Below are 17273 nucleotides of genomic sequence, written 5' to 3' on the forward strand. Positions count from 1 at the left end.
TCCTGTTATGTTCTACGTAAGTTCCTCGATTCCGTCAATGTTCCCTCGTCAGGCGAGGTGATCGAGCGCGATGTAGTCGATCGGCTCGCCGGCCGCCATCGCCGGCGCGTGCGGCGGTCTTACCGCCAGGGCGTTGGCGCGCGACATGACCGAGAGCATCGAGGAATCCTGCCGCTCAAACGGCGTGACCGTCTGCAGCCCGTCGTCCCCGCGGACGGCGATGCTGCGCAGATAGTCTTCGCGGCGGTCGTTGGGGGGCAGGTCCCGTCCAAGACGCCCGCGGCGGAGCGGCGGCAGGGTGTCTTCGGCGCCCAGCATGGCGCGGATGGCGGGGCGCAGGAAGATGACGGCGCAGACCAGCGCCGAGACGGGATTGCCCGGCAGGCCGAGCAGGGGCACGTCGCCGAAACGGCCGAACATCAGCGGTTTGCCGGGCCGCATGGCGATGCGCCAGAAGTCGATGTCCAGCCCCTTGCCGCCCAGAACCTCCTGCACGAGATCGTGTTCACCCACCGAGGCGCCGCCGAGCGTCACCAGCATGTCGCAGCCTGCCGCCCGGCGTCCGGCCTCCGCGAGAGCGTCGGGCCGGTCGAGGGCGATGCCGATATCGACGGCCTCGCCGCCGGCCCTGGCCACCAGTGCGCCGACTGAAAGCGCATTGGATGAGATGATCTGGTCCGGTCCCGGCGCCTCGCCGGGGCGCACAAGCTCTTCGCCCGTGGAGAGCAGCGCGATGCGCGGCCGCCGCCGCACGGGAACCCAGGGCGCGTTCATGGCCGCCAGCAGGCCGATATTGCGCGGCCCGATCTCCTGGCCCGCCGCCATACCGGCATCGCCTTCGCGGAAGTCGAGGCCGGCAGGCCGGACATAGGTGCCCGACCGGACGGCTTCCCTCGGGCGGATGACGTCCCCTTCCGCTTCGGCGTCTTCCTGGATCAGGATGGCGTCGGCGCCTTCGGGCAGGGGCGCGCCGGTGAAGATGCGTACCGTCTCGCCCGGGCCGATCGATCCGCTGAAACCGCGGCCGGCCGCGGATTCGCCGATCTGCCGCAGCGGCTGGCCGGTTCCGGTGTCGGCGGCGCGGACCGCGTATCCATCCATCGCCGACATGTCGGCGGGAGGCTGGGTGCGTCGCGCCAGCACGGCCTCGGCCAGCACCCGGCCGCTGGCGCGTTCCAGCCCGACCCATTCCAGGGGTGTCGGCGTCAGCGCCGCCAGGATGCGCTCGCGCGCTTCCGCGACGGGGATCATTCGGCCTCGAACCGGCCGGACTTGCCGCCTTCCTTGGAGATCAGGCGAACGCCGGTGATGACCATGTCGCGCTGCACCGCCTTGCACATGTCGTAGACGGTCAGGGCCGCGACCGAGGCGGCGGTCAGCGCCTCCATTTCCACGCCGGTCTTGCCGGTGACCTTGCAGGTGGCGCGGATGAGAATGGCGGGCGGATCGTCCTCCGTCGCGAGATCGACCTCGACGCTGTTCAGCGACAGCGGGTGGCACAGCGGGATCAGATCCGGTGTCTTCTTCGCACCCATGATCCCGGCCAGACGCGCCACGCCCATCACGTCGCCCTTCTTCGCGCGGCCCTCGACGATCAGGGCCAGCGTTTCCTGGGAGACCAGAACCCGCGCCTCCGCGACGGCGGTGCGCTTCGTCTCGTCCTTGGCGCCCACGTCGACCATGCGGGCCGCGCCCTTGTCGTCGAAATGGGTGAAGCCGGCCATCTCAGCCCGCGGCCCGCATCGCCGGCTCGCCGATCAGGGCGCGTGTGGCGCCGGCGACATCCTCCTGACGCATCAGGCTCTCCCCGATCAGGAAACTGCGGCAGCCGGCGGCGGCCATCCTGTCCAGGTCGGCGCGGGTGTTCAGCCCGCTCTCGCTGACCGCCAGGCAACCGGCGGGCAGGGCGGCGGCGCAGGCCTCCGTGGTCGCCAGATCGACATCGAGTGTCTTGAGATTTCGATTGTTTACGCCGATCAGTTCGCTTTTCAGATGAGATTTGGCGCGCTCGAGCTCTTCGAGGTCGTGGACCTCCACCAGCACGTCCATGCCATAGCCGAATGCGGCATCCTCGAGCTCCCGGGCCTGGCCGTCCTCCAGCGCCGCCATGATCAGCAGCACGCAGTCGGCGCCGAGCGCCCGTGCTTCGGCGATCTGATAGACATCCAGCATGAAGTCCTTGCGCAGGACAGGCAGGTCCACGGCGGCGCGGGCGGCGGTGAGATAGCCGTCGGCGCCCTGGAAATAGGGCGCGTCGGTCAGCACGGACAGACAGCTTGCACCGCCGGCGCGATAGGCCCGCGCCAGCGCCGGCGGGTCGAAATCCGCCCGGATCAGGCCCTTGGAGGGCGAGGCCTTCTTGATTTCGGCGATCAGGCCGTAGCGGCCGGCGTCCTGATGTGCGCGCAGGGCCTGCAGGAACCCGCGCGGCGCCGGCTGCGCCTTCGCCGCGGCCTCGACCCGCGCCAGCGGACGCTCGGCCTTGCAGCGGGCGACATGGTCCAGCTTGTCCGCGCAGATCCTGTCGAGCACCGTGCCGGTCATGGTCAGGCGGCCTCGTTGGAGATCGTCACGAGCTGCGCCAGCCGGGCGGCGGCCGAACCGCCGTCCAGCGACGCCGCGGCCATTTCGGCGCCTTCCTTCAGGGAACCGGCCTTGCCGGCGACGATCAGCCCAGCCGCGGCGTTGAGCACGACGATGTCGCGGAAGGCGTTCTTCGCCCCGTTCAGCACGGCCTGCAGCGCCCGGGCGTTCTCCTCCGGGCCGCCGCCCTTCAGATCTTCCGGGCGCGCGACAGGAAGACCGGCGTCAGCGGGATTGACCTCGAAGACGCTGACCCTGCCATCCGCCAGTTCGGCGACGGTGGAGGGACCGGTGGTGGTCAGTTCGTCCATGCCGTCGGAGCCGTGCACGACCCAGACCTTCTCCGCGCCCAGCTTCATCTGCACATGGGCCAGCGGTTCGACCCACTGCCGGGCGAACACGCCCATGAGCTGGCGTTTCGCGCCGGCCGGGTTCGAAAGTGGACCCAGCAGGTTGAAGATGGTGCGCGTGCCGAGTTCGACACGCGTCGGCCCGACATGCCGCATGGCGCCGTGATGACGCGGGGCCATCAGAAAGCCGATGCCGGCTTCCTTCAGCGCCTTCTGGATCAGCGGGAAGGGGCAGTCGATGTTGACGCCCAGCGCCGTGAGTACGTCGGCCGTGCCGGTCTTCGACGACAGCGCCCTGTTGCCGTGCTTGGCGACGGGAATGTCGTGTGCGGCGAGGACGAAGGCCGTGGCGGTCGAGACGTTCCAGGTTCCCTTGGCGTCGCCGCCCGTGCCGCAGGTGTCGATCGCATCCGCCGGGGCCGGGATCTTGTCGGCCTTGGCGCGCATCGCCATGGCCCCGCCGGTGATCTCCTCGACCGTTTCGCCCCGGACCCGGAGCGCCATCAGAAAGGCGCCCATCTGCGAGGGCGTGGCGTCGCCCGACATCATGATGTCGAACGCCGTCCGAGCATCCTCGACCGGCAGCTTCTCACCTTCGGCGACGCGCCCGATCAGGGCCTTGAAGGTTTCCATCTCGTTCATTGCTTCAGACCCGCCAGCTTCAGGAAGTTGTCGAGCAGGGCGTGGCCGTGCTCCGAGGCGATGCTCTCGGGGTGGAACTGGACGCCGTAGACGGGCCGTTCACGGTGGCGCAGGCCCATGATCGCGCCGTCCTCCGTCTCCGCCGTGATCTCCAGCGACTCGGGGAAGCCGTCCCGGTCGACCACGAGGGAGTGGTAGCGCGTGGCGGTGAATCCCTGCGGCAGGCCGGCGAAGACGTCCTCGCCGCGATGGGTGATCGTCGAAGTCTTGCCGTGCATCAGGATCTTGGCGCGAATGATCCGGCCGCCGAAGACCTCCCCGATGGTCTGGTGGCCCAGGCAGACGCCGAGGATCGGCAGCTCGGGCGGCGCCGAGGCGACGAGTTCCAGCGAAATGCCGGCGCTGTCGGGCCGGCCCGGACCAGGCGACAGCACGATGGCCTCCGGCTTCATCTCCAGCGCTTCGGCAACGCTCAGCACGTCGTTGCGGCGCACGGCGATATCCGCGCCAAGCTCGCCCAGGAAATGGACGAGATTGTAGGTAAAGCTGTCGTAGTTATCGATCAGCAGGATCATGACCGTCGCGCCGTTGTGAGCCGCCGTTCGGGCGGGTGGGCAACAAAACAGCGCCCCGCGCGGCCCGTCAAGCGCGAGCTGGCCGGAGACCGTGCTGCCGCGCCCGCCGCGGCGTGTTTGCATCCGGACCGCGCAATCGTTATCTAGGTCGCGGATTTTCATCTGCCGCCGCCGCCATGGCGCGGCCCGTTCCGAGGACGCTTCTGACCCGTGAGTGACGATCTCATTTTCCGCGAGGTGGACGAAGACGTCCGCCGCGAACGCTACGAGACGATGTGGAAGCGCTATGGCGCCTATGCCATCGGGGCGACCGTACTGATCGTCGCCGTCGTCGCCGGCGTGGTGTTCTGGCAGGACTATCGGCTGAACCAGCGCCAAGAGGCGGGCGCGGCCTTCGAGTCGGCGCTGGATCGGCTGGACGGGGGGCAGGCGGCCGAGGCCGCCGCCGCCTTCGACCAGATCGCTGCGTCCGGTCCCGGGGGCTATGGAGCTCTGGCCGAAATGCAGGCCGCCGCCGCGCGGGCCGCCGCCGGTAACGGGCCAGAGGCGCTGGCCGCCTATGACCGGCTGATCGCCGACGGCGAGCTGCGCGCGCTGCATCGCGATGTCGTGCGACTGAAGGCGGCCCTTCTGGCTCTGGAACTTGAAGGCGGCGATGCAGCCGTTCAACGACTCGGCGATCTGCCTGACGGCGGGGGCGTGTTCGCCAATGCGGCGCGGGAGATACGCGCCTCTGCGCTGCTGGCGAAGGGTGACCGGGCCGGGGCTATTGCTGAGCTGCGCGCCATTGCCGAAGACGCCAATGCGACGGCGCGGCAGCGCGATCGCGTGCGGAACTACATCATGGCGCTGGGGGGCTGAGAAGGCCTTGGGCGCAAGTCTGCTCGGAAGGGTGCTGATCGCCGCCGCGCTGGCGGCGACGGTGGGCGCGTGCGATACGATCGGCTCCTGGTTCGAGACCGAGAAGGTGCCGTTGCCGGGCGAGCGCATCTCCGTCCTGGCGCTGGAAACGTCGCTGGAGCCGGACGAGAGCGTTCAGGATCTGACCGTGACGCTGCCGGCGGCGGTTTCGAACGCCGACTGGCCGCAGGAGGGCGGCACGCCGGAGGCGGTGATGCGGCATCTGGCGCTTTCCGGGTCCCTCAGCCGGGCCTGGAGCGCCGATATCGGCACCGGCTCCAATGATGAGGAACGCGTGACCGCACGGCCCGTTTCCGCGAACGGTCGTGTCTACACCATGGACGCCCGCGCCAGGGTGAGTGCTTTCGATCTCAGGACCGGTGAGCGGATCTGGCAGGTCGGTCTCGGCCGCCGCAGCGAGGATCCGGGCGAGATCGGCGGCGGCGTGGCCGTGGGCGACGGCGTGATCGTGGCGACGACGCCCTTCGGCGACCTCTATGCCCTGGAACCCGAGACCGGGAACTACTTCTGGCAGGTGAGGATCGACGGTCCGATCCGCGGGGCGCCGCTGGTCAGCAACGGGCGGGTCTATTTCCTGGCGTCGGACAGCCGGCTCAAGGCACACGATCTGGAGACCGGCGAGGAGATCTGGGTGCACCAGGGACTGCAGGAGACCGCCGAACAGATCGGCACGCCCGCGCCGACGGGCAGCGGTCCCTTCGTCATGGCCCCGTACGCCTCGGGCGAGATCTACGCCATCCGCGCGGACACCGGCCAGGCAATCTGGTCTGACCAGTTGCTGCGAGCCCGGCGGATCACGCCGCTCGGCGCCATCAACGACATCGATGCCCAGCCTGTGATCGACGACGGCCGCGTCTACGTGGTCGGCCAGGGCGGCGCCGCGGCGGCGATCGACTTGCAGCGTGGCATTCGTATCTGGGACCAGGAGATCGCAGGCCGGCAGACGCCCTGGTTGACAGGCGATTTCCTCTATCTGGTCTCCTCGGAATCGGAACTGGTCTGCCTCTCGGCCGACGACGGCGGCATCCGCTGGGTCACCCAGATGCCGAAGTTCGAGGATCCCGAAGACAACGAGGGCCGGCTGACATGGGTCGGTCCCGTAGTCGCCGGCGAACGGGTCATCGTCGCCAACAACGAGGGCCAGGTGGCCTTCTATTCGCCGTTCGACGGTTCGCCGGTCGGCGGCTTCGAACTGGATGACGGCATCGCCGCGGCCCCCATCGTGGTCGACGGCACGCTGCTCATCGTCACCGATGGCGGCGAACTACTCGCCTATCGCTAGGATCGGGCTTCCATGAGCCTCACTATCGCCATTCTGGGCCGACCCAATGTCGGCAAGTCGACGCTGTTCAACAGGCTGGTCGGCAAGCGCCTGGCGCTGGTCGATGACCTGCCCGGTGTTACCCGCGACCGCCGCGAGGGCGAGGGACGCATCGGGACGCTCCGTTTCCGCGTGATCGACACCGCCGGACTGGAGGAAGCCTTCGACGACAGTCTGGAAGCCCGGATGCGCCAGCAGACCGAGATGGCGCTTGCCGAGGCGGACGTGGCGCTGCTGATGTACGACGCCCGCGCCGGCCTGACGCCGCTGGACAGCCATTTCGCGGGCTGGCTGCGCGAGCAGAGCACGCCGGTCATCGTCGTCGCCAACAAGTGCGAGGGCCGCGCCGGCGAACCGGGCCGGCTGGAAGCCTATGAACTGGGGCTCGGCGATCCCGTTGGCGTCTCGGCGGAGCACGGCGAGGGCCTGGTCGATCTCAAGGACGCCATCGAGGCGCTGGCGCCGGAGACGACGAAACGGGCCGGCCGGGACGCCGCCGCCGATGAGGCGGAGAAGCCGCTGCTGCTCGCCGTCGTCGGACGTCCCAATGCGGGCAAGTCCACGCTCATCAACCGGATGATCGGCGAGGACCGCCTGCTGACCGGTCCGGAAGCGGGCATCACCCGGGATTCCATCTCGATCAACTGGCAATGGAATGGCCATCCGGTGCGCCTGTTCGACACCGCCGGCATGCGGCGGAAGTCGCGCGTCAACCGGAAGCTGGAGAAGCTGGCGGTGGCCGACGGGCTGCGTGCGGTGCAGTTCGCCGAAGTCGTGGTGCTGTTGGCCGACGCGACCCAGCCTCTGGAGCGTCAGGATCTGGTCCTCGCGCGGCAGACCCTGGAAGAGGGCCGCGCGCTGGTGATCGGCATCAACAAGTGGGATCTGCTTGATGACGGTCCCGAAGTCATGCGCGAACTCCGCTATCGACTGGAGCAGCAGCTGGCCCAGGCCCGGGGCGTGCCGATCGTCGCCTTCTCGGCGTTGACCGGCCGCGGCGTCGACAAGCTGATGCCCGCCGTCATCAAGGCCTACAAAGCCTGGAACCTCCGCGTGCCGACGGCACGCCTCAATCGCTGGCTGGAGGAGATGACGGCGCGCCATCCGCCGCCACTGGTCAACGGCCGGCGTTTCCGCATCCGCTATCTGACGCAGGCCAAGTCGCGGCCGCCGACCTTCGCATTGTTCACCTCTTCCGGCGGCGAACTGCCGGACGCATATGAGCGGTATCTGGTGAACGGGCTGCGCGAGGCGTTCGGCCTGCATGGCGTGCCGGTCAGAATGATGCTGCGCAAGAGCCACAACCCCTACGAGGAGAAGGCGGGCAAGCGACGATGACGGATACCGGACAGGGCGCGCCCAGTCTGCGCCATCCCGGCATGAACCGGCGGCTCGGCGTGATCGAGACCATGCGGGTGATGCGCGACAACGTCATCGATCTCTATCCCGACTACATCTTCGACAAGGACTATTCGGTCCGCCGCTTCGCCTTCCAGACCTTCGTCATCGTCAACCGGCCCGACCTGATCAAGGAGATGCTGGTCGCCAAGCCGGAGATCTACACCAAGGGCCGGCTGAACCGGCAGATCCTGGGGCCCGCGCTGGGCAACGGGCTGCTGACCGCAGAAGGCGATTTCTGGCGGCGTCAACGCCGGATCGCCGCCCCGGCCTTCCATTTCCAGCGGCTGCAGGCGCTGGCCGGCATCATGGTCGACAGCGCCGAGGCGACAGCCGAACGCTGGGCGGCGCATGCCGATACCGGCCGCCATGTCGACATCGCCCACGAGATGATGCGCCTGACCATGGAGATCGTGGCGCGGACGCTGTTCACCTCCGACATTGCGGGCGACATCGACCGGCTGGGCAAGGCGGTGTCGATCCTGATCGAGAACCTGGGGCGCCTTTCGCCGATCGATTTCCTGGGTCTGCCGGAATGGCTGCCGCGCTACCGCGACCCGAAGGTGCGCGAGGCGATGAAGACCCTCGACAGCATGATCTACGCGATCATCGACCAGCGCCGGACGGCGGGCGAGGCCGCGCGCGAGGATCTGCTGCAGATGTTGCTGGACGCCCGCGATCCGGAAACCGGGGAGGGGATGTCCGACCGGCAGCTCCGCGACGAGGTGATGACCCTGTTCGCGGCCGGTCACGAAACCACGGCGCAGGCGCTGAGCTGGGCGTTCTATCTGCTGTCCGTGCACCCGGAGGAAGAAGCGAAGTTCCACGCCGAGATCGATTCGGTGCTGGGCGACCGCCGGCCGAATTTCGATGACATGCGCACGCTGGAGCGTACGCGCATGGTCATCGACGAGACGCTCAGGCTATACCCGCCGGCCTTCTCCATCAGCCGCACGGCGGAGAAGGACGACCGGCTGGGCGGCGAACTGGCGGTCCCGAAGGGGGCCATCGTCTCCGCCGTGCCGTGGATCACCCACCGCAATCCGAAGCTCTGGTCGGAGCCCGACCGCTTCGATCCGGAGCGCTTCGCCGATCACGAGGTCTATGCGCGCCACAAGCACGCCTATTTCCCGTTCGGCGGCGGCCCCCGCATCTGCATTGGCTCCGGTTTCGCGCAGCTCGAGGCGCGCATGGTCCTGGCCGTGCTCGGCCGCCGTTACCGGTTGACGCTGAAGCCCGGACACCCGGTCCAGCCGCAAGGGCGCGTGACCTTGCGCCCGCGCTTCGGTATGAAGATGCGTATCGATCGACGATAGAGCGGCATTCTTTTTCGGGGAGGGGAGCGATGTCGGGAGTTCTGAGCGGATACCGTGTGCTGGATTTCGGCCGCTATATCGCGGGACCGTACTGCGCCAGCCTGCTGGCCGAATTCGGCGCGGACGTCATCCGCATCGAGAAGCTGGCCGGTTCCGAAGACCGCTGGACCACGCCGGTCAACGATGACGGCATCGGCGCGCTGTTCCTGCAGATCAACCGCAACAAGCGTGGCCTCACTCTCAACCCGATGAAGCCGGAAGGCCGGGAGATCGTGAAGAAGCTGGTTGAGACCGCCGACGTGGTGGTCGCCAATCTGCCCCCTCAGGGCCTGAAGGCCATGGGACTGGATTACGACAGCCTGAAGGCGATGAAGCCGGACATCGTCCTGACCACGGTTTCCGCCTTCGGCCATGGCGGCCCCTACAGCGACCGCGTCGGCTTCGACGGCATCGGCCAGGTCATGTCGGGCTCCACCTACATGTCGGGCAGCGAGGACCAGCCGGTGAAGTTCGCCGGCCCCTGGGTGGATTTCACCACCGCGATGATGTCGGCGATCGGCACGCTGGTGGCCCTGATGCACCGCAAGGAGACCGGCGAGGGCCAGATGGTTGAGGGCGCGCTGGTGCGTTCGGCGCTGACGATCGGCAACGCCGCGCTGATCGAGCAGGCGATGCTGGGCATCAACCGCAAGCCTACCATGAATCGAGGCCAGACCTCGGGCCCGAGCGACATCGTTCCGACGAAGGATGGCTGGTTCATCGTCCAGGTGGTCGGGCGTCCCCTGTTCGAGCGCTGGGCGAAGCTGGTGGGCCGCCCCGACCTGATCGACGATCCGCGCTTCGCCGACGACCTCGACCGCGGCAACAACAGCGAGATTCTCTCCGAGATCGCCCGCGAGCACGCGAAGGACAAGACCACCAACGAGGTGCTGGCGGAGTACGCCGCGGCCTCGGTGCCGGCCGGGCCTCTCTATACGCCGCAGCAGACCCTGGACGATCCGCATGTCCAGGCCATGGGCTTCCTGCAGGACGTCGAGTTTCCGAACCTGCCGAAGCCCGCGCCGGTGGCCAGCGCGCCCATCAACCTGTCGAAGACGCCGGGCGGCATCCGTCACCGTGCGCCCGTGCTCGGCGAGCACACCGAGGAAATCCTGGGCGAGCTCGGCTACGGCGCCGACGCCATTGCGGAATTCCGCGACAAGCGCATCGTCTGAACCTCAGTCTTTCGGGCAGATCGCCTTCAGCGCGCGCCATTCGGCGTCGCTGAGGATAGGTTCGTCGCCGGTGCCGCGCGCGGCGATGGTCTCGGCGCGCTCGGTCGGCGCCGGGTGACTGGCCAGGTACTGCAACAGCGAGCCGCCCTGGCCGGCATCGTGTTTCTGCGCCATGCGTTCGAAGAAGCTCGCCATGCCGCCGGTGGTCACCCCGATGCGGTTCAGTGTTTCGACGGCGAAGGCGTCGGCCTCCCGCTCGGCATCGCGGCCATAGGACTGGGTCAGCAGCGCGCCGCCAAGCTCGCTGCCGATGTCGCCGGCCGCGCCCGGCGCGAAGACGCTGAGGACGGCGCTGATGGCGCTGTCGCGGACCATCCGCTCCATCCCGTGGCGGTTCTCCACATGGCCGAGTTCGTGGGCGACGACGCCTGCGACTTCCTCGGCGCTTTCGGCCTGCTGGATCAGGCCGTCGAAGATCAGGACCCTGCCGCCGGGAAAGGCCACGGCGTTGACCATGTCGACCGGTACGACACGGACATCGACGCCGCGTTCCATCCGCGCGCCGTCCATGATCTGCGCCACCATCCAGTCGAGCGCCTGCTGTCCCCCGCGCTCCCGGCATTCGTTTTCCATGCCGTCGAAGAACTGCGAGAAGGCCGCCAGAGCCTGGTCGCCGAGACGTTTCTCGACCGACTGGGGAATCAGCGCGGCGACGCCGGAGACGATTGCCGGCAGGAAGAGGAAGAAGAGCGCCGCCAGCGCCGCCACTGCGCCGCCCCAGACGCCCAGCTTCTTCAGGTCGTATTTTCGGCTGTCCGGACGCCGCGCCAGCAGGCCGGGCAGGGCATCGCGCACTTGCGCCACCAGGGCCTCGCCCTCCAGCAGCAGGCGCGCGCCGTCATGATCCGCGTGACCGAGGCGAAGCGCCTTTGCATTGGCCGGGGCATCGACGACCTCCAGCCCGGCCTCGCCCCAGTGGATGCTGACGTCGTCCCCCTCGATTCCAATACCCTCGGGGGCAATGTCGACTTCGACATCGTGGATCGCGGCGGTGCGTCCGTCCGAGAATGTCGCCCTGGAGCGGTTCCATGGCGCTTCCATGACGAGGTCAGATTCCGTCCATGCTGAGCACGGCGTCGAGGCCGTCGCCCGGACCGGCGGCCTGCGGATGCACCTGCTCGATGTCGTTCCAGTCCATGCTGCCGCTGATCAGCAGGGCCTGCAGGGCGTGCTCGGTGATGCGGTACTCGACGAAATAGAGCAATATGGCCCAGGCGGCGGCGAAGAAGACGGAGAAGGCGATGACGCCAGCCACGGCGATGGCGGCGAGATTGCCGACAGCGGTGGTCGCAGCGCCGGCGGCGGCGAAGACGAGACCCGCCGGCAGGTAGAAAAGCAGACCGATCAGCAGACCGCCGATGATCGAGATGACGACGATCTTCCAGGGATCGAGCGAGGAATTCAGCGCCAGCCCGTTCATCCGTGTCGCGTTGTAGTGGTAGCGCATGGCGCGGCCCCGCCACCAGACGAGCGCGTAACCGGCCGTTGGAAGCAGCAGCAACCAGACCGCCAGCCAGGGCCTGAACAGCTCCCGGCCTCGCCCGTCATAGTGGAAGCGGGCGCTGCCGAGGGACATGTTCTCGATCAGATAACGCTGGACCACGACATTGAGCCAGGGAAAGGCCAGCCCGAGCGTGAACACGGTGGCCAGCGCCGCGGGCAGGGCGTGGCGGACAAAGCCGAGGCTCGATCCTTCCAGACCACAGCGTATGCCGCGCCAGGATGTGCGGCGGACCATGTAGCGGCGCGTGCGATAGGCGGCCAGCGCATAGAGGAAGGTGAAGAACAGGGCGTAGACGCCGAGGGAGACGACGGTGCCTTCCAGCGGGCCGAAGCCGGCGCTCAGCACGGCGAGTTGCAACAGCCAGTAGGTCAGGGCGAACAGCGCGCCGGCAATGACGAAACCGAGAAACAGCTCCAGACCGCGGCCCGAATACTCCAGCGGCGTGCCGTTGATCTTGGTATGCGCCCAGATGAAGCGGCGCACGCGGGTGCGCGCCCAGAACCAGTAGATGCCGCCGGTCGCGGCGATCAGCGGCGCCTCCCGCATCAGCAGCCGCCTGAACGCCTTCCGCTCGCCGTCATAGGTGATGCTGGTCCAGCGCGGACGTTCCGGCTCCCGGGCGTCCGGAACGCTGAGTGGCGCCTGAGTGTCCATATCCCTGCTTTCCTGCGAGCCCCGGGAATGAACAAGGTATTTCGGGAACCTGCGAGTCTCAACCCGCGATTGCGGCCGTTGCGCTGGCGGCGCGCCGGCGGCGGGTCTACTCTTGCCCCGATCGAGACGCCGGGAGGGGAGACCGCCATGAACGAATTCGCGCCGCGCCACGGCCGCAATCAGCCGTCCTCCATGTTCTTCTGGCCCACCGCCGACCGCCCGGTCGCGGTCCGGGGCGAGGGCATCTTCATCTGGGATGACGAGGGCCGCCGCTATGTCGACGCGAGCTGCGGGCCCCAGACCACGAATATCGGCCACAACAACCGCCGCGTGGTCGAGGCCATGCGCGCGCAGATGGACGATATCTGTTTCGCCTTCCGCAGCCATTTCAAGAACGGCCCCGCCGAGACGTTGGCCGACCGGCTGGCGGATCTGGGCCAGGACAAGGGCCTCACCCGCGCCTTCTTCTGTTCCGGCGGCTCCGAAGCGGTCGAGGGCGCGATCAAGCTTGCGCGCCAGTACGCCCTCGCGAAGGGGGAGGGGACCCGATACAAGATCATCTCCCGTCTGCCTTCCTATCACGGCTCTACCCTTGGCGCGCTTTCGCTGACCGGCGATCCCGCGATGTTCGCGCCCTTCGCGCCGATGATGCAGATCCAGCCCAAGATCCCGGCGCCCTTCGTGGTGGAGCGGCCCGAAGGTGAGAGCGAGGATGCAGCGGCGCTGCGCTTTGCTCAGGCGCTGGAAGACGAGATCATCAACCAGGGCCCCTCGACGGTGCTGGCCTTCATCATGGAACCGATCGGCGGCGCGGCGACCGGCGGCCTGATCGCGCCGGACGTCTACTATGCCCGCGTCCGGGAGATCTGTGACCGCCACGGGCTGCTGCTGATCTACGACGAGGTGATGTGCGGTTCGGGCCGGAGCGGCAAGTACCTCTGCGCCGAGCACTGGGACGCCAACCCCGACATCATCGCGATGGCCAAGGGCCTGGCCGCCGGCTACGTGCCGCTCGGCGCGGTGCTGGCGAGGGGCGAAATGGTCGAAGCGGTCTACGACGCCGGCGGCTACGCCCACGGCCATACATACTCGGCCGGGCCGCTGGCCTGCGCTGCGGGTCTCGCCGTGATGGACGTGCTGAAGGAGGACGGTCTGGTGGCCAACGCCGCCCGCCAGGGCGCGAAGCTGAAGGCCGCGCTGGAAGGACTGATGGACGAGTTTCCGTTCATCGGCGAAGTGCGGGGCCGGGGGCTGATGCTCGGCTTCGACGTCATGGCCGACCGCACGAAGCGCATCCCTCTGCCGCCGGAACTCAACGCCGGCAGCGAGATCGCCCAGGCCTGCTACGACCGGGGGCTGATCATCTATTCCCGGCGCATGCTGGACGGCCTCCGCGGCGACCATTTCCTGGTCACGCCGCCGCTCAACGTTACCGACGAAGAGATCGGTATGATCGTCGACTTGCTCCGGCAGGGGCTCGGGGACTTCGCCCCGAAGGCGGCGGCCGCGACGCGGTGAGCGTCCGCGGCAAGGTCATCATCGTCACCGGCGCGGCGAGCGGGATCGGCCGGGCCATCGCCGAAGGCTTCCACGCCGACGGGGCGACGGTGGTCGGCGCGGACGTGGCGCTACTCGACGGCGCGACGGACTTCACGTTGCGCGAATGCGATGTCAGCGACGCGGCGGCGGTGGGCGATCTCATCCGTTCCGTCGCCGGAGAACACGGCCGGCTCGACGTGCTGTTCAACAATGCCGGCCTCGGTTTCCGCACCGCGATCCCCGATCACGCGCCCGACCAGTTCGAGAAGCTGATCCGCGTCAATCTTCTCGGCCCCTATTACGGCATGAAGGCGGCGATACCGCTGATGCGGGCACAGGGCGGGGGACACATCGTCAACACGCTCTCCCGGGCCGCGGAAACCGGGGCGAAGGGCTTCGGCGCCTACGGCGCGTCGAAGGCGGGGCTTTATGCCCTGACGCGAACGGCGGCGCGCGAATGCGTGGGCACGGGCGTGCTGGTCAACGGCCTGATCCCCGGGCCGACGCGGTCGGGCATGAACCCCGAGGCGCCGCAGGATCCGGCAGACGTCTATCCGACGGCGAAGTGGCTTGCGGCCTTTGCCGCCGACGACATGACCGGACGGGTCTTCTGGAACCGCCAGGAATATCGCATTTTCGACGAGGCGAACGCCGCCTTCAGCCGGGAGATCGAGTGAATGGACGATATCGAGCGCATGCTGATCGAGCGCGCCTGCGAGCGGCTGATGATCGAGTACTGCCACTTCGTCGACCACGGCGAGGCGTCGCGGATCGCGGATCAGTTCACCGATGACGGGGTCTGGACCTCGCCCGACAACACCATGACCGGCCGCGCCGAAATCGAGGCGGGGTTCGGGCGGCGCGAAGCCGCGACGCACCGCCGTTCGCGCCATGTCTGCACCAACGCGCTGGTGAACGTCATCGACCGGAACAACGCCACCGGCGTGGTCTATCTGACGCTTCACCGCCATGACGACCACGAACGGCCGGAACGGGTGCGCCCGTCGGAAGTGCCCGACATCGTCGGCGAATACCGTGACACCTTCGTGCGCACGGACGCGGGATGGCGCTTCACCCGACGAGAGATCGCCGTGGATTTCGCCCGAACCGTGAAGCCGTGATCGATCACGTCTCCATCCAGGTCCGCGACCTGAAGGCGGCGGCGGATTTCTATCGTAAGGTTCTCGCGCCGCTCGGATTCACGGTGCTGGCGGACAGGCCGGCGACCGTCGGTTTCGGCAGGCGCTATCCGGAATTCTGGCTGAACGCCCGGCCCGACGCTCCCTCGGCGCGGGCCGATACGGGCTTCCATGTCTGCCTGAGGGCGCGGGACCGGGCAACGGTCGATGCGTTCCACCGCATTGCCCTGGCCGAAGGCGGAACCGGCGACGGCGCGCCGGGCGAAAGGCAGGTGGCGGTGACGACCTGCTACGCAGCCTTCATCCGCGACCGCGACGGGAACCGGATCGAGGTGGTGACCTTCCCGCGTCAGCAGGCGACAGCGGGACAGCCCTGATCGGGGTTCCCGAGTCCGGCCAAACATGCTCAATATCGGCGCAATCGTCACGGTGCAGGGGAGCGACGCCGGATGCCGGTACTGAAATCCGAACTCAACACGCGCTCGGACGTGTTCAGGGCCAACATGGACTTCTGGCGCGGCGAGGTCGGCCGTCTGAAAGAACGCGTCGGCGAGATCAAGCAGGGCGGCGGGGAGCGCGCCCGCAACCGCCATCTGGAGCGCGGCAAGATGCTGCCGCGCGAGCGCATCCGCGCCCTGGTCGATCCCGGCGCGCCCTTCCTGGAGTTCAGTCAGCTCGCCGCCTGGGGCCTGTATGACGGCGAGGTTCCCTCCGCCGGCGTCATCACCGGCATCGGCCGGGTGTCGGGGCTGGAATGCGTCATCGTCTGCAATGACGCGACCGTGAAGGGCGGCACCTATTACCGCGAGACGGTGAAGAAGCACGTCCGGGCGCAGGAAGTGGCGCTGGAGAACAACCTGCCCTGCATCTACCTGGTCGATTCGGGCGGCGCAAACCTGCCGCAGTGGCCCGAGGTCTTCCCCGACAAGGAGCATTTCGGGCGCATCTTCTACAATCAGGCCAACATGTCGGCCGCCGGCATCCCGCAGATCGCCGTGGTTATGGGAAGCTGCACCGCCGGCGGCGCCTACGTGCCGGCCATGTCCGACGACGCGATCATTGTCCGCCAGCAGGGCACTATCTTCCTCGGTGGCCCGCCGCTGGTGAAGGCGGCGACGGGCGAGATCGTCTCGGCGGAGGATCTGGGCGGTGCGGACGTCCATTCCCGCACCTCGGGCGTCACCGACCACTACGCCATGAACGACGCCCACGCCCTGGCGCTGGCGCGGCAGATCGTCGGCAACCTGAACCGCCTCAAGCCGAAGTCGGTGCGGATCGAGCGCCCCCAGGCGCCGGCCTACGACCCGGAGGAGCTCTACGGCGTGCTGCCCCGGGACGTGCGCCAGCCCTATGACGTGCGCGAACTGATCGCGCGCATGGTCGACGGCTCGGAGTTCGACGAGTTCAAGAAGCTCTACGGCCAGACGCTGGTCTGCGGCTTCGCGCGCATCTTCGGCTATCCGGTGGGCATCGTCGCCAACAACGGCATCCTGTTCTCGGAATCGGCCATGAAGGGCGCGCACTTCATCGAACTCTGCAGCCAGCGCCACGTGCCGCTGATCTTCCTGCAGAACATCTCCGGCTTCATGGTCGGGCGGAAGTACGAGGCGGGCGGCATCGCCAAGGACGGCGCCAAGCTGGTCACCGCCGTTTCCACGACGAAGGTGCCGAAGTTCACCATGGTGGTCGGCGGCTCATACGGCGCCGGCAATTACGGCATGTGCGGGCGCGCCTACGGGCCGCGGTTCCTGTGGATGTGGCCCAGCGCCCGGCTCGCCCTGATGGGGCCGGAGCAGGCCGCGGGCGTTCTGGCGACGGTCACCCGCGCCAATCACGAACGCCAGGGCAAGACGTGGTCGGACGCGGAAGAGGCGGAATTCAAGCGGCCGATCATCGAGCAGTTCGAGGAACAGTCCGATCCCTATTTCGCCACCTCGCGCATCTGGGACGATGGTCTGCTGGACCCGGCCGACAGCCGCATGACGCTGGGGCTGGCCATCTCGGCGGCGCTGAACAGGCCCGTCGAGGATACGAAATTCGGCGTGTTCAGGATGTGA

The 17273-nt window shown here is 68.1% G+C and carries 17 protein-coding genes; 10 read left to right on the plus strand and 7 right to left on the minus strand.

From position 1 onward, the window contains the following. Positions 1-48: 48 nt before the first annotated feature. From TEF_11070 to TEF_11090, 5 genes are read right to left on the minus strand one after another with little or no spacing between them, the layout of a single operon-like run. Entirely contained in the window at positions 49-1251 is a 1203-nt protein-coding gene (locus TEF_11070) for a molybdopterin molybdenumtransferase MoeA (protein ID ANK81278.1), read from the minus strand. After that, complete coding sequence (locus TEF_11075; protein ANK81279.1) at positions 1248-1724, minus strand: molybdenum cofactor biosynthesis protein C; 477 nt, start codon at positions 1722-1724, stop codon at positions 1248-1250. Before TEF_11075 ends, TEF_11070 begins: the two co-directional genes overlap by 4 nt. Before the next feature lies 1 nt (position 1725). Then, positions 1726-2544, minus strand: a complete 819-nt coding sequence (locus tag TEF_11080) for an indole-3-glycerol phosphate synthase (protein ID ANK81280.1) — start codon at positions 2542-2544, stop codon at positions 1726-1728. Positions 2545-2546: 2 nt separating this feature from the next. Further along, on the minus strand, positions 2547-3566 hold the full coding sequence (locus TEF_11085; protein ANK83424.1) for an anthranilate phosphoribosyltransferase: 1020 nt from the start codon (positions 3564-3566) through the stop codon (positions 2547-2549). 5 nt (positions 3567-3571) lie between these two features. Next, positions 3572-4150 (minus strand): anthranilate synthase component II, encoded by a 579-nt coding sequence (locus TEF_11090; protein ANK81281.1) that lies wholly within the window; start codon positions 4148-4150, stop codon positions 3572-3574. Between the two features lie 210 nt (positions 4151-4360). Here TEF_11090 and TEF_11095 point away from each other — a divergent pair, with 210 nt between their 5' ends. Genes TEF_11095 through TEF_11115 form a run of 5 tightly spaced genes read left to right on the plus strand, consistent with a single transcriptional unit; the run spans position 4361 to position 10320 of the window. Further along, positions 4361-5011 (plus strand): hypothetical protein, encoded by a 651-nt coding sequence (locus TEF_11095; GenBank protein ID ANK81282.1) that lies wholly within the window; start codon positions 4361-4363, stop codon positions 5009-5011. Positions 5012-5018: 7 nt separating this feature from the next. Beyond that, positions 5019-6353, plus strand: coding sequence for a hypothetical protein (locus TEF_11100; GenBank protein ID ANK81283.1), 1335 nt, complete (start codon positions 5019-5021; stop codon positions 6351-6353). Between the two features lie 12 nt (positions 6354-6365). After that, positions 6366-7730: a ribosome biogenesis GTPase Der gene (locus TEF_11105; GenBank protein ID ANK81284.1), complete on the plus strand. Its 1365-nt coding sequence runs from the start codon at positions 6366-6368 to the stop codon at positions 7728-7730. Continuing rightward, on the plus strand, positions 7727-9106 hold the full coding sequence (locus tag TEF_11110) for a hypothetical protein (GenBank protein ID ANK81285.1): 1380 nt from the start codon (positions 7727-7729) through the stop codon (positions 9104-9106). The genes TEF_11105 and TEF_11110 overlap by 4 nt, the downstream gene beginning before the upstream one ends. 29 nt (positions 9107-9135) lie before the next feature. Beyond that, the gene (locus tag TEF_11115; GenBank protein ANK81286.1) at positions 9136-10320 is read left to right on the plus strand and encodes a formyl-CoA transferase; all 1185 of its coding nucleotides are present in this window, start codon (positions 9136-9138) and stop codon (positions 10318-10320) included. Between the two features lie 3 nt (positions 10321-10323). Here TEF_11115 and TEF_11120 read toward each other — a convergent pair whose 3' ends face one another. Continuing rightward, complete coding sequence (locus TEF_11120) at positions 10324-11421, minus strand: hypothetical protein (GenBank protein ANK81287.1); 1098 nt, start codon at positions 11419-11421, stop codon at positions 10324-10326. 7 nt (positions 11422-11428) lie between these two features. Then, positions 11429-12538 (minus strand): hypothetical protein, encoded by a 1110-nt coding sequence (locus TEF_11125; GenBank protein ANK81288.1) that lies wholly within the window; start codon positions 12536-12538, stop codon positions 11429-11431. A 147-nt stretch (positions 12539-12685) separates the two neighbouring features. On the opposite strand from TEF_11125, the gene TEF_11130 reads away from it, so the two are divergent. The 5 genes from TEF_11130 (at position 12686) to TEF_11150 (ending at position 17273) form a co-directional block, all read left to right on the plus strand. Further along, complete coding sequence (locus TEF_11130; GenBank protein ANK81289.1) at positions 12686-14056, plus strand: aminotransferase; 1371 nt, start codon at positions 12686-12688, stop codon at positions 14054-14056. Next, positions 14053-14754 (plus strand): hypothetical protein, encoded by a 702-nt coding sequence (locus TEF_11135; GenBank protein ID ANK81290.1) that lies wholly within the window; start codon positions 14053-14055, stop codon positions 14752-14754. Before TEF_11130 ends, TEF_11135 begins: the two co-directional genes overlap by 4 nt. Then, a complete protein-coding gene (locus TEF_11140; GenBank protein ANK81291.1) occupies positions 14755-15198 on the plus strand; it encodes a hypothetical protein in 444 nt (147 codons plus the stop codon). After that, positions 15195-15593 carry a lyase gene (locus TEF_11145; GenBank protein ID ANK81292.1) on the plus strand — a complete coding sequence of 133 codons (399 nt, stop codon included), beginning with the start codon at positions 15195-15197 and terminating at the stop codon, positions 15591-15593. The genes TEF_11140 and TEF_11145 overlap by 4 nt, the downstream gene beginning before the upstream one ends. A 72-nt stretch (positions 15594-15665) precedes the next feature. Next, positions 15666-17273, plus strand: coding sequence for a methylcrotonoyl-CoA carboxylase (locus tag TEF_11150; protein ANK81293.1), 1608 nt, complete (start codon positions 15666-15668; stop codon positions 17271-17273).

The sequence above is a fragment of the Rhizobiales bacterium NRL2 genome, assembly GCA_001664005.1.
GTDB lineage: Bacteria > Pseudomonadota > Alphaproteobacteria > Minwuiales > Minwuiaceae > Minwuia.

Coding starts and splice junctions, on each gene's coding strand:
- TEF_11070 (ANK81278.1), bottom strand. CDS start 1,251: ATGATCCCCGTCGCGGAAGCGCGCGAGCGCATCCTGGCGGCGCTGACG.
- TEF_11075 (ANK81279.1), bottom strand. CDS start 1,724: ATGGCCGGCTTCACCCATTTCGACGACAAGGGCGCGGCCCGCATGGTC.
- TEF_11080 (ANK81280.1), bottom strand. CDS start 2,544: ATGACCGGCACGGTGCTCGACAGGATCTGCGCGGACAAGCTGGACCAT.
- TEF_11085 (ANK83424.1), bottom strand. CDS start 3,566: ATGGAAACCTTCAAGGCCCTGATCGGGCGCGTCGCCGAAGGTGAGAAG.
- TEF_11090 (ANK81281.1), bottom strand. CDS start 4,150: ATGATCCTGCTGATCGATAACTACGACAGCTTTACCTACAATCTCGTC.
- TEF_11105 (ANK81284.1), top strand. CDS start 6,366: ATGAGCCTCACTATCGCCATTCTGGGCCGACCCAATGTCGGCAAGTCG.
- TEF_11110 (ANK81285.1), top strand. CDS start 7,727: ATGACGGATACCGGACAGGGCGCGCCCAGTCTGCGCCATCCCGGCATG.
- TEF_11115 (ANK81286.1), top strand. CDS start 9,136: ATGTCGGGAGTTCTGAGCGGATACCGTGTGCTGGATTTCGGCCGCTAT.
- TEF_11120 (ANK81287.1), bottom strand. CDS start 11,421: ATGGAAGCGCCATGGAACCGCTCCAGGGCGACATTCTCGGACGGACGC.
- TEF_11125 (ANK81288.1), bottom strand. CDS start 12,538: ATGGACACTCAGGCGCCACTCAGCGTTCCGGACGCCCGGGAGCCGGAA.
- TEF_11130 (ANK81289.1), top strand. CDS start 12,686: ATGAACGAATTCGCGCCGCGCCACGGCCGCAATCAGCCGTCCTCCATG.
- TEF_11140 (ANK81291.1), top strand. CDS start 14,755: ATGGACGATATCGAGCGCATGCTGATCGAGCGCGCCTGCGAGCGGCTG.
- TEF_11150 (ANK81293.1), top strand. CDS start 15,666: ATGCCGGTACTGAAATCCGAACTCAACACGCGCTCGGACGTGTTCAGG.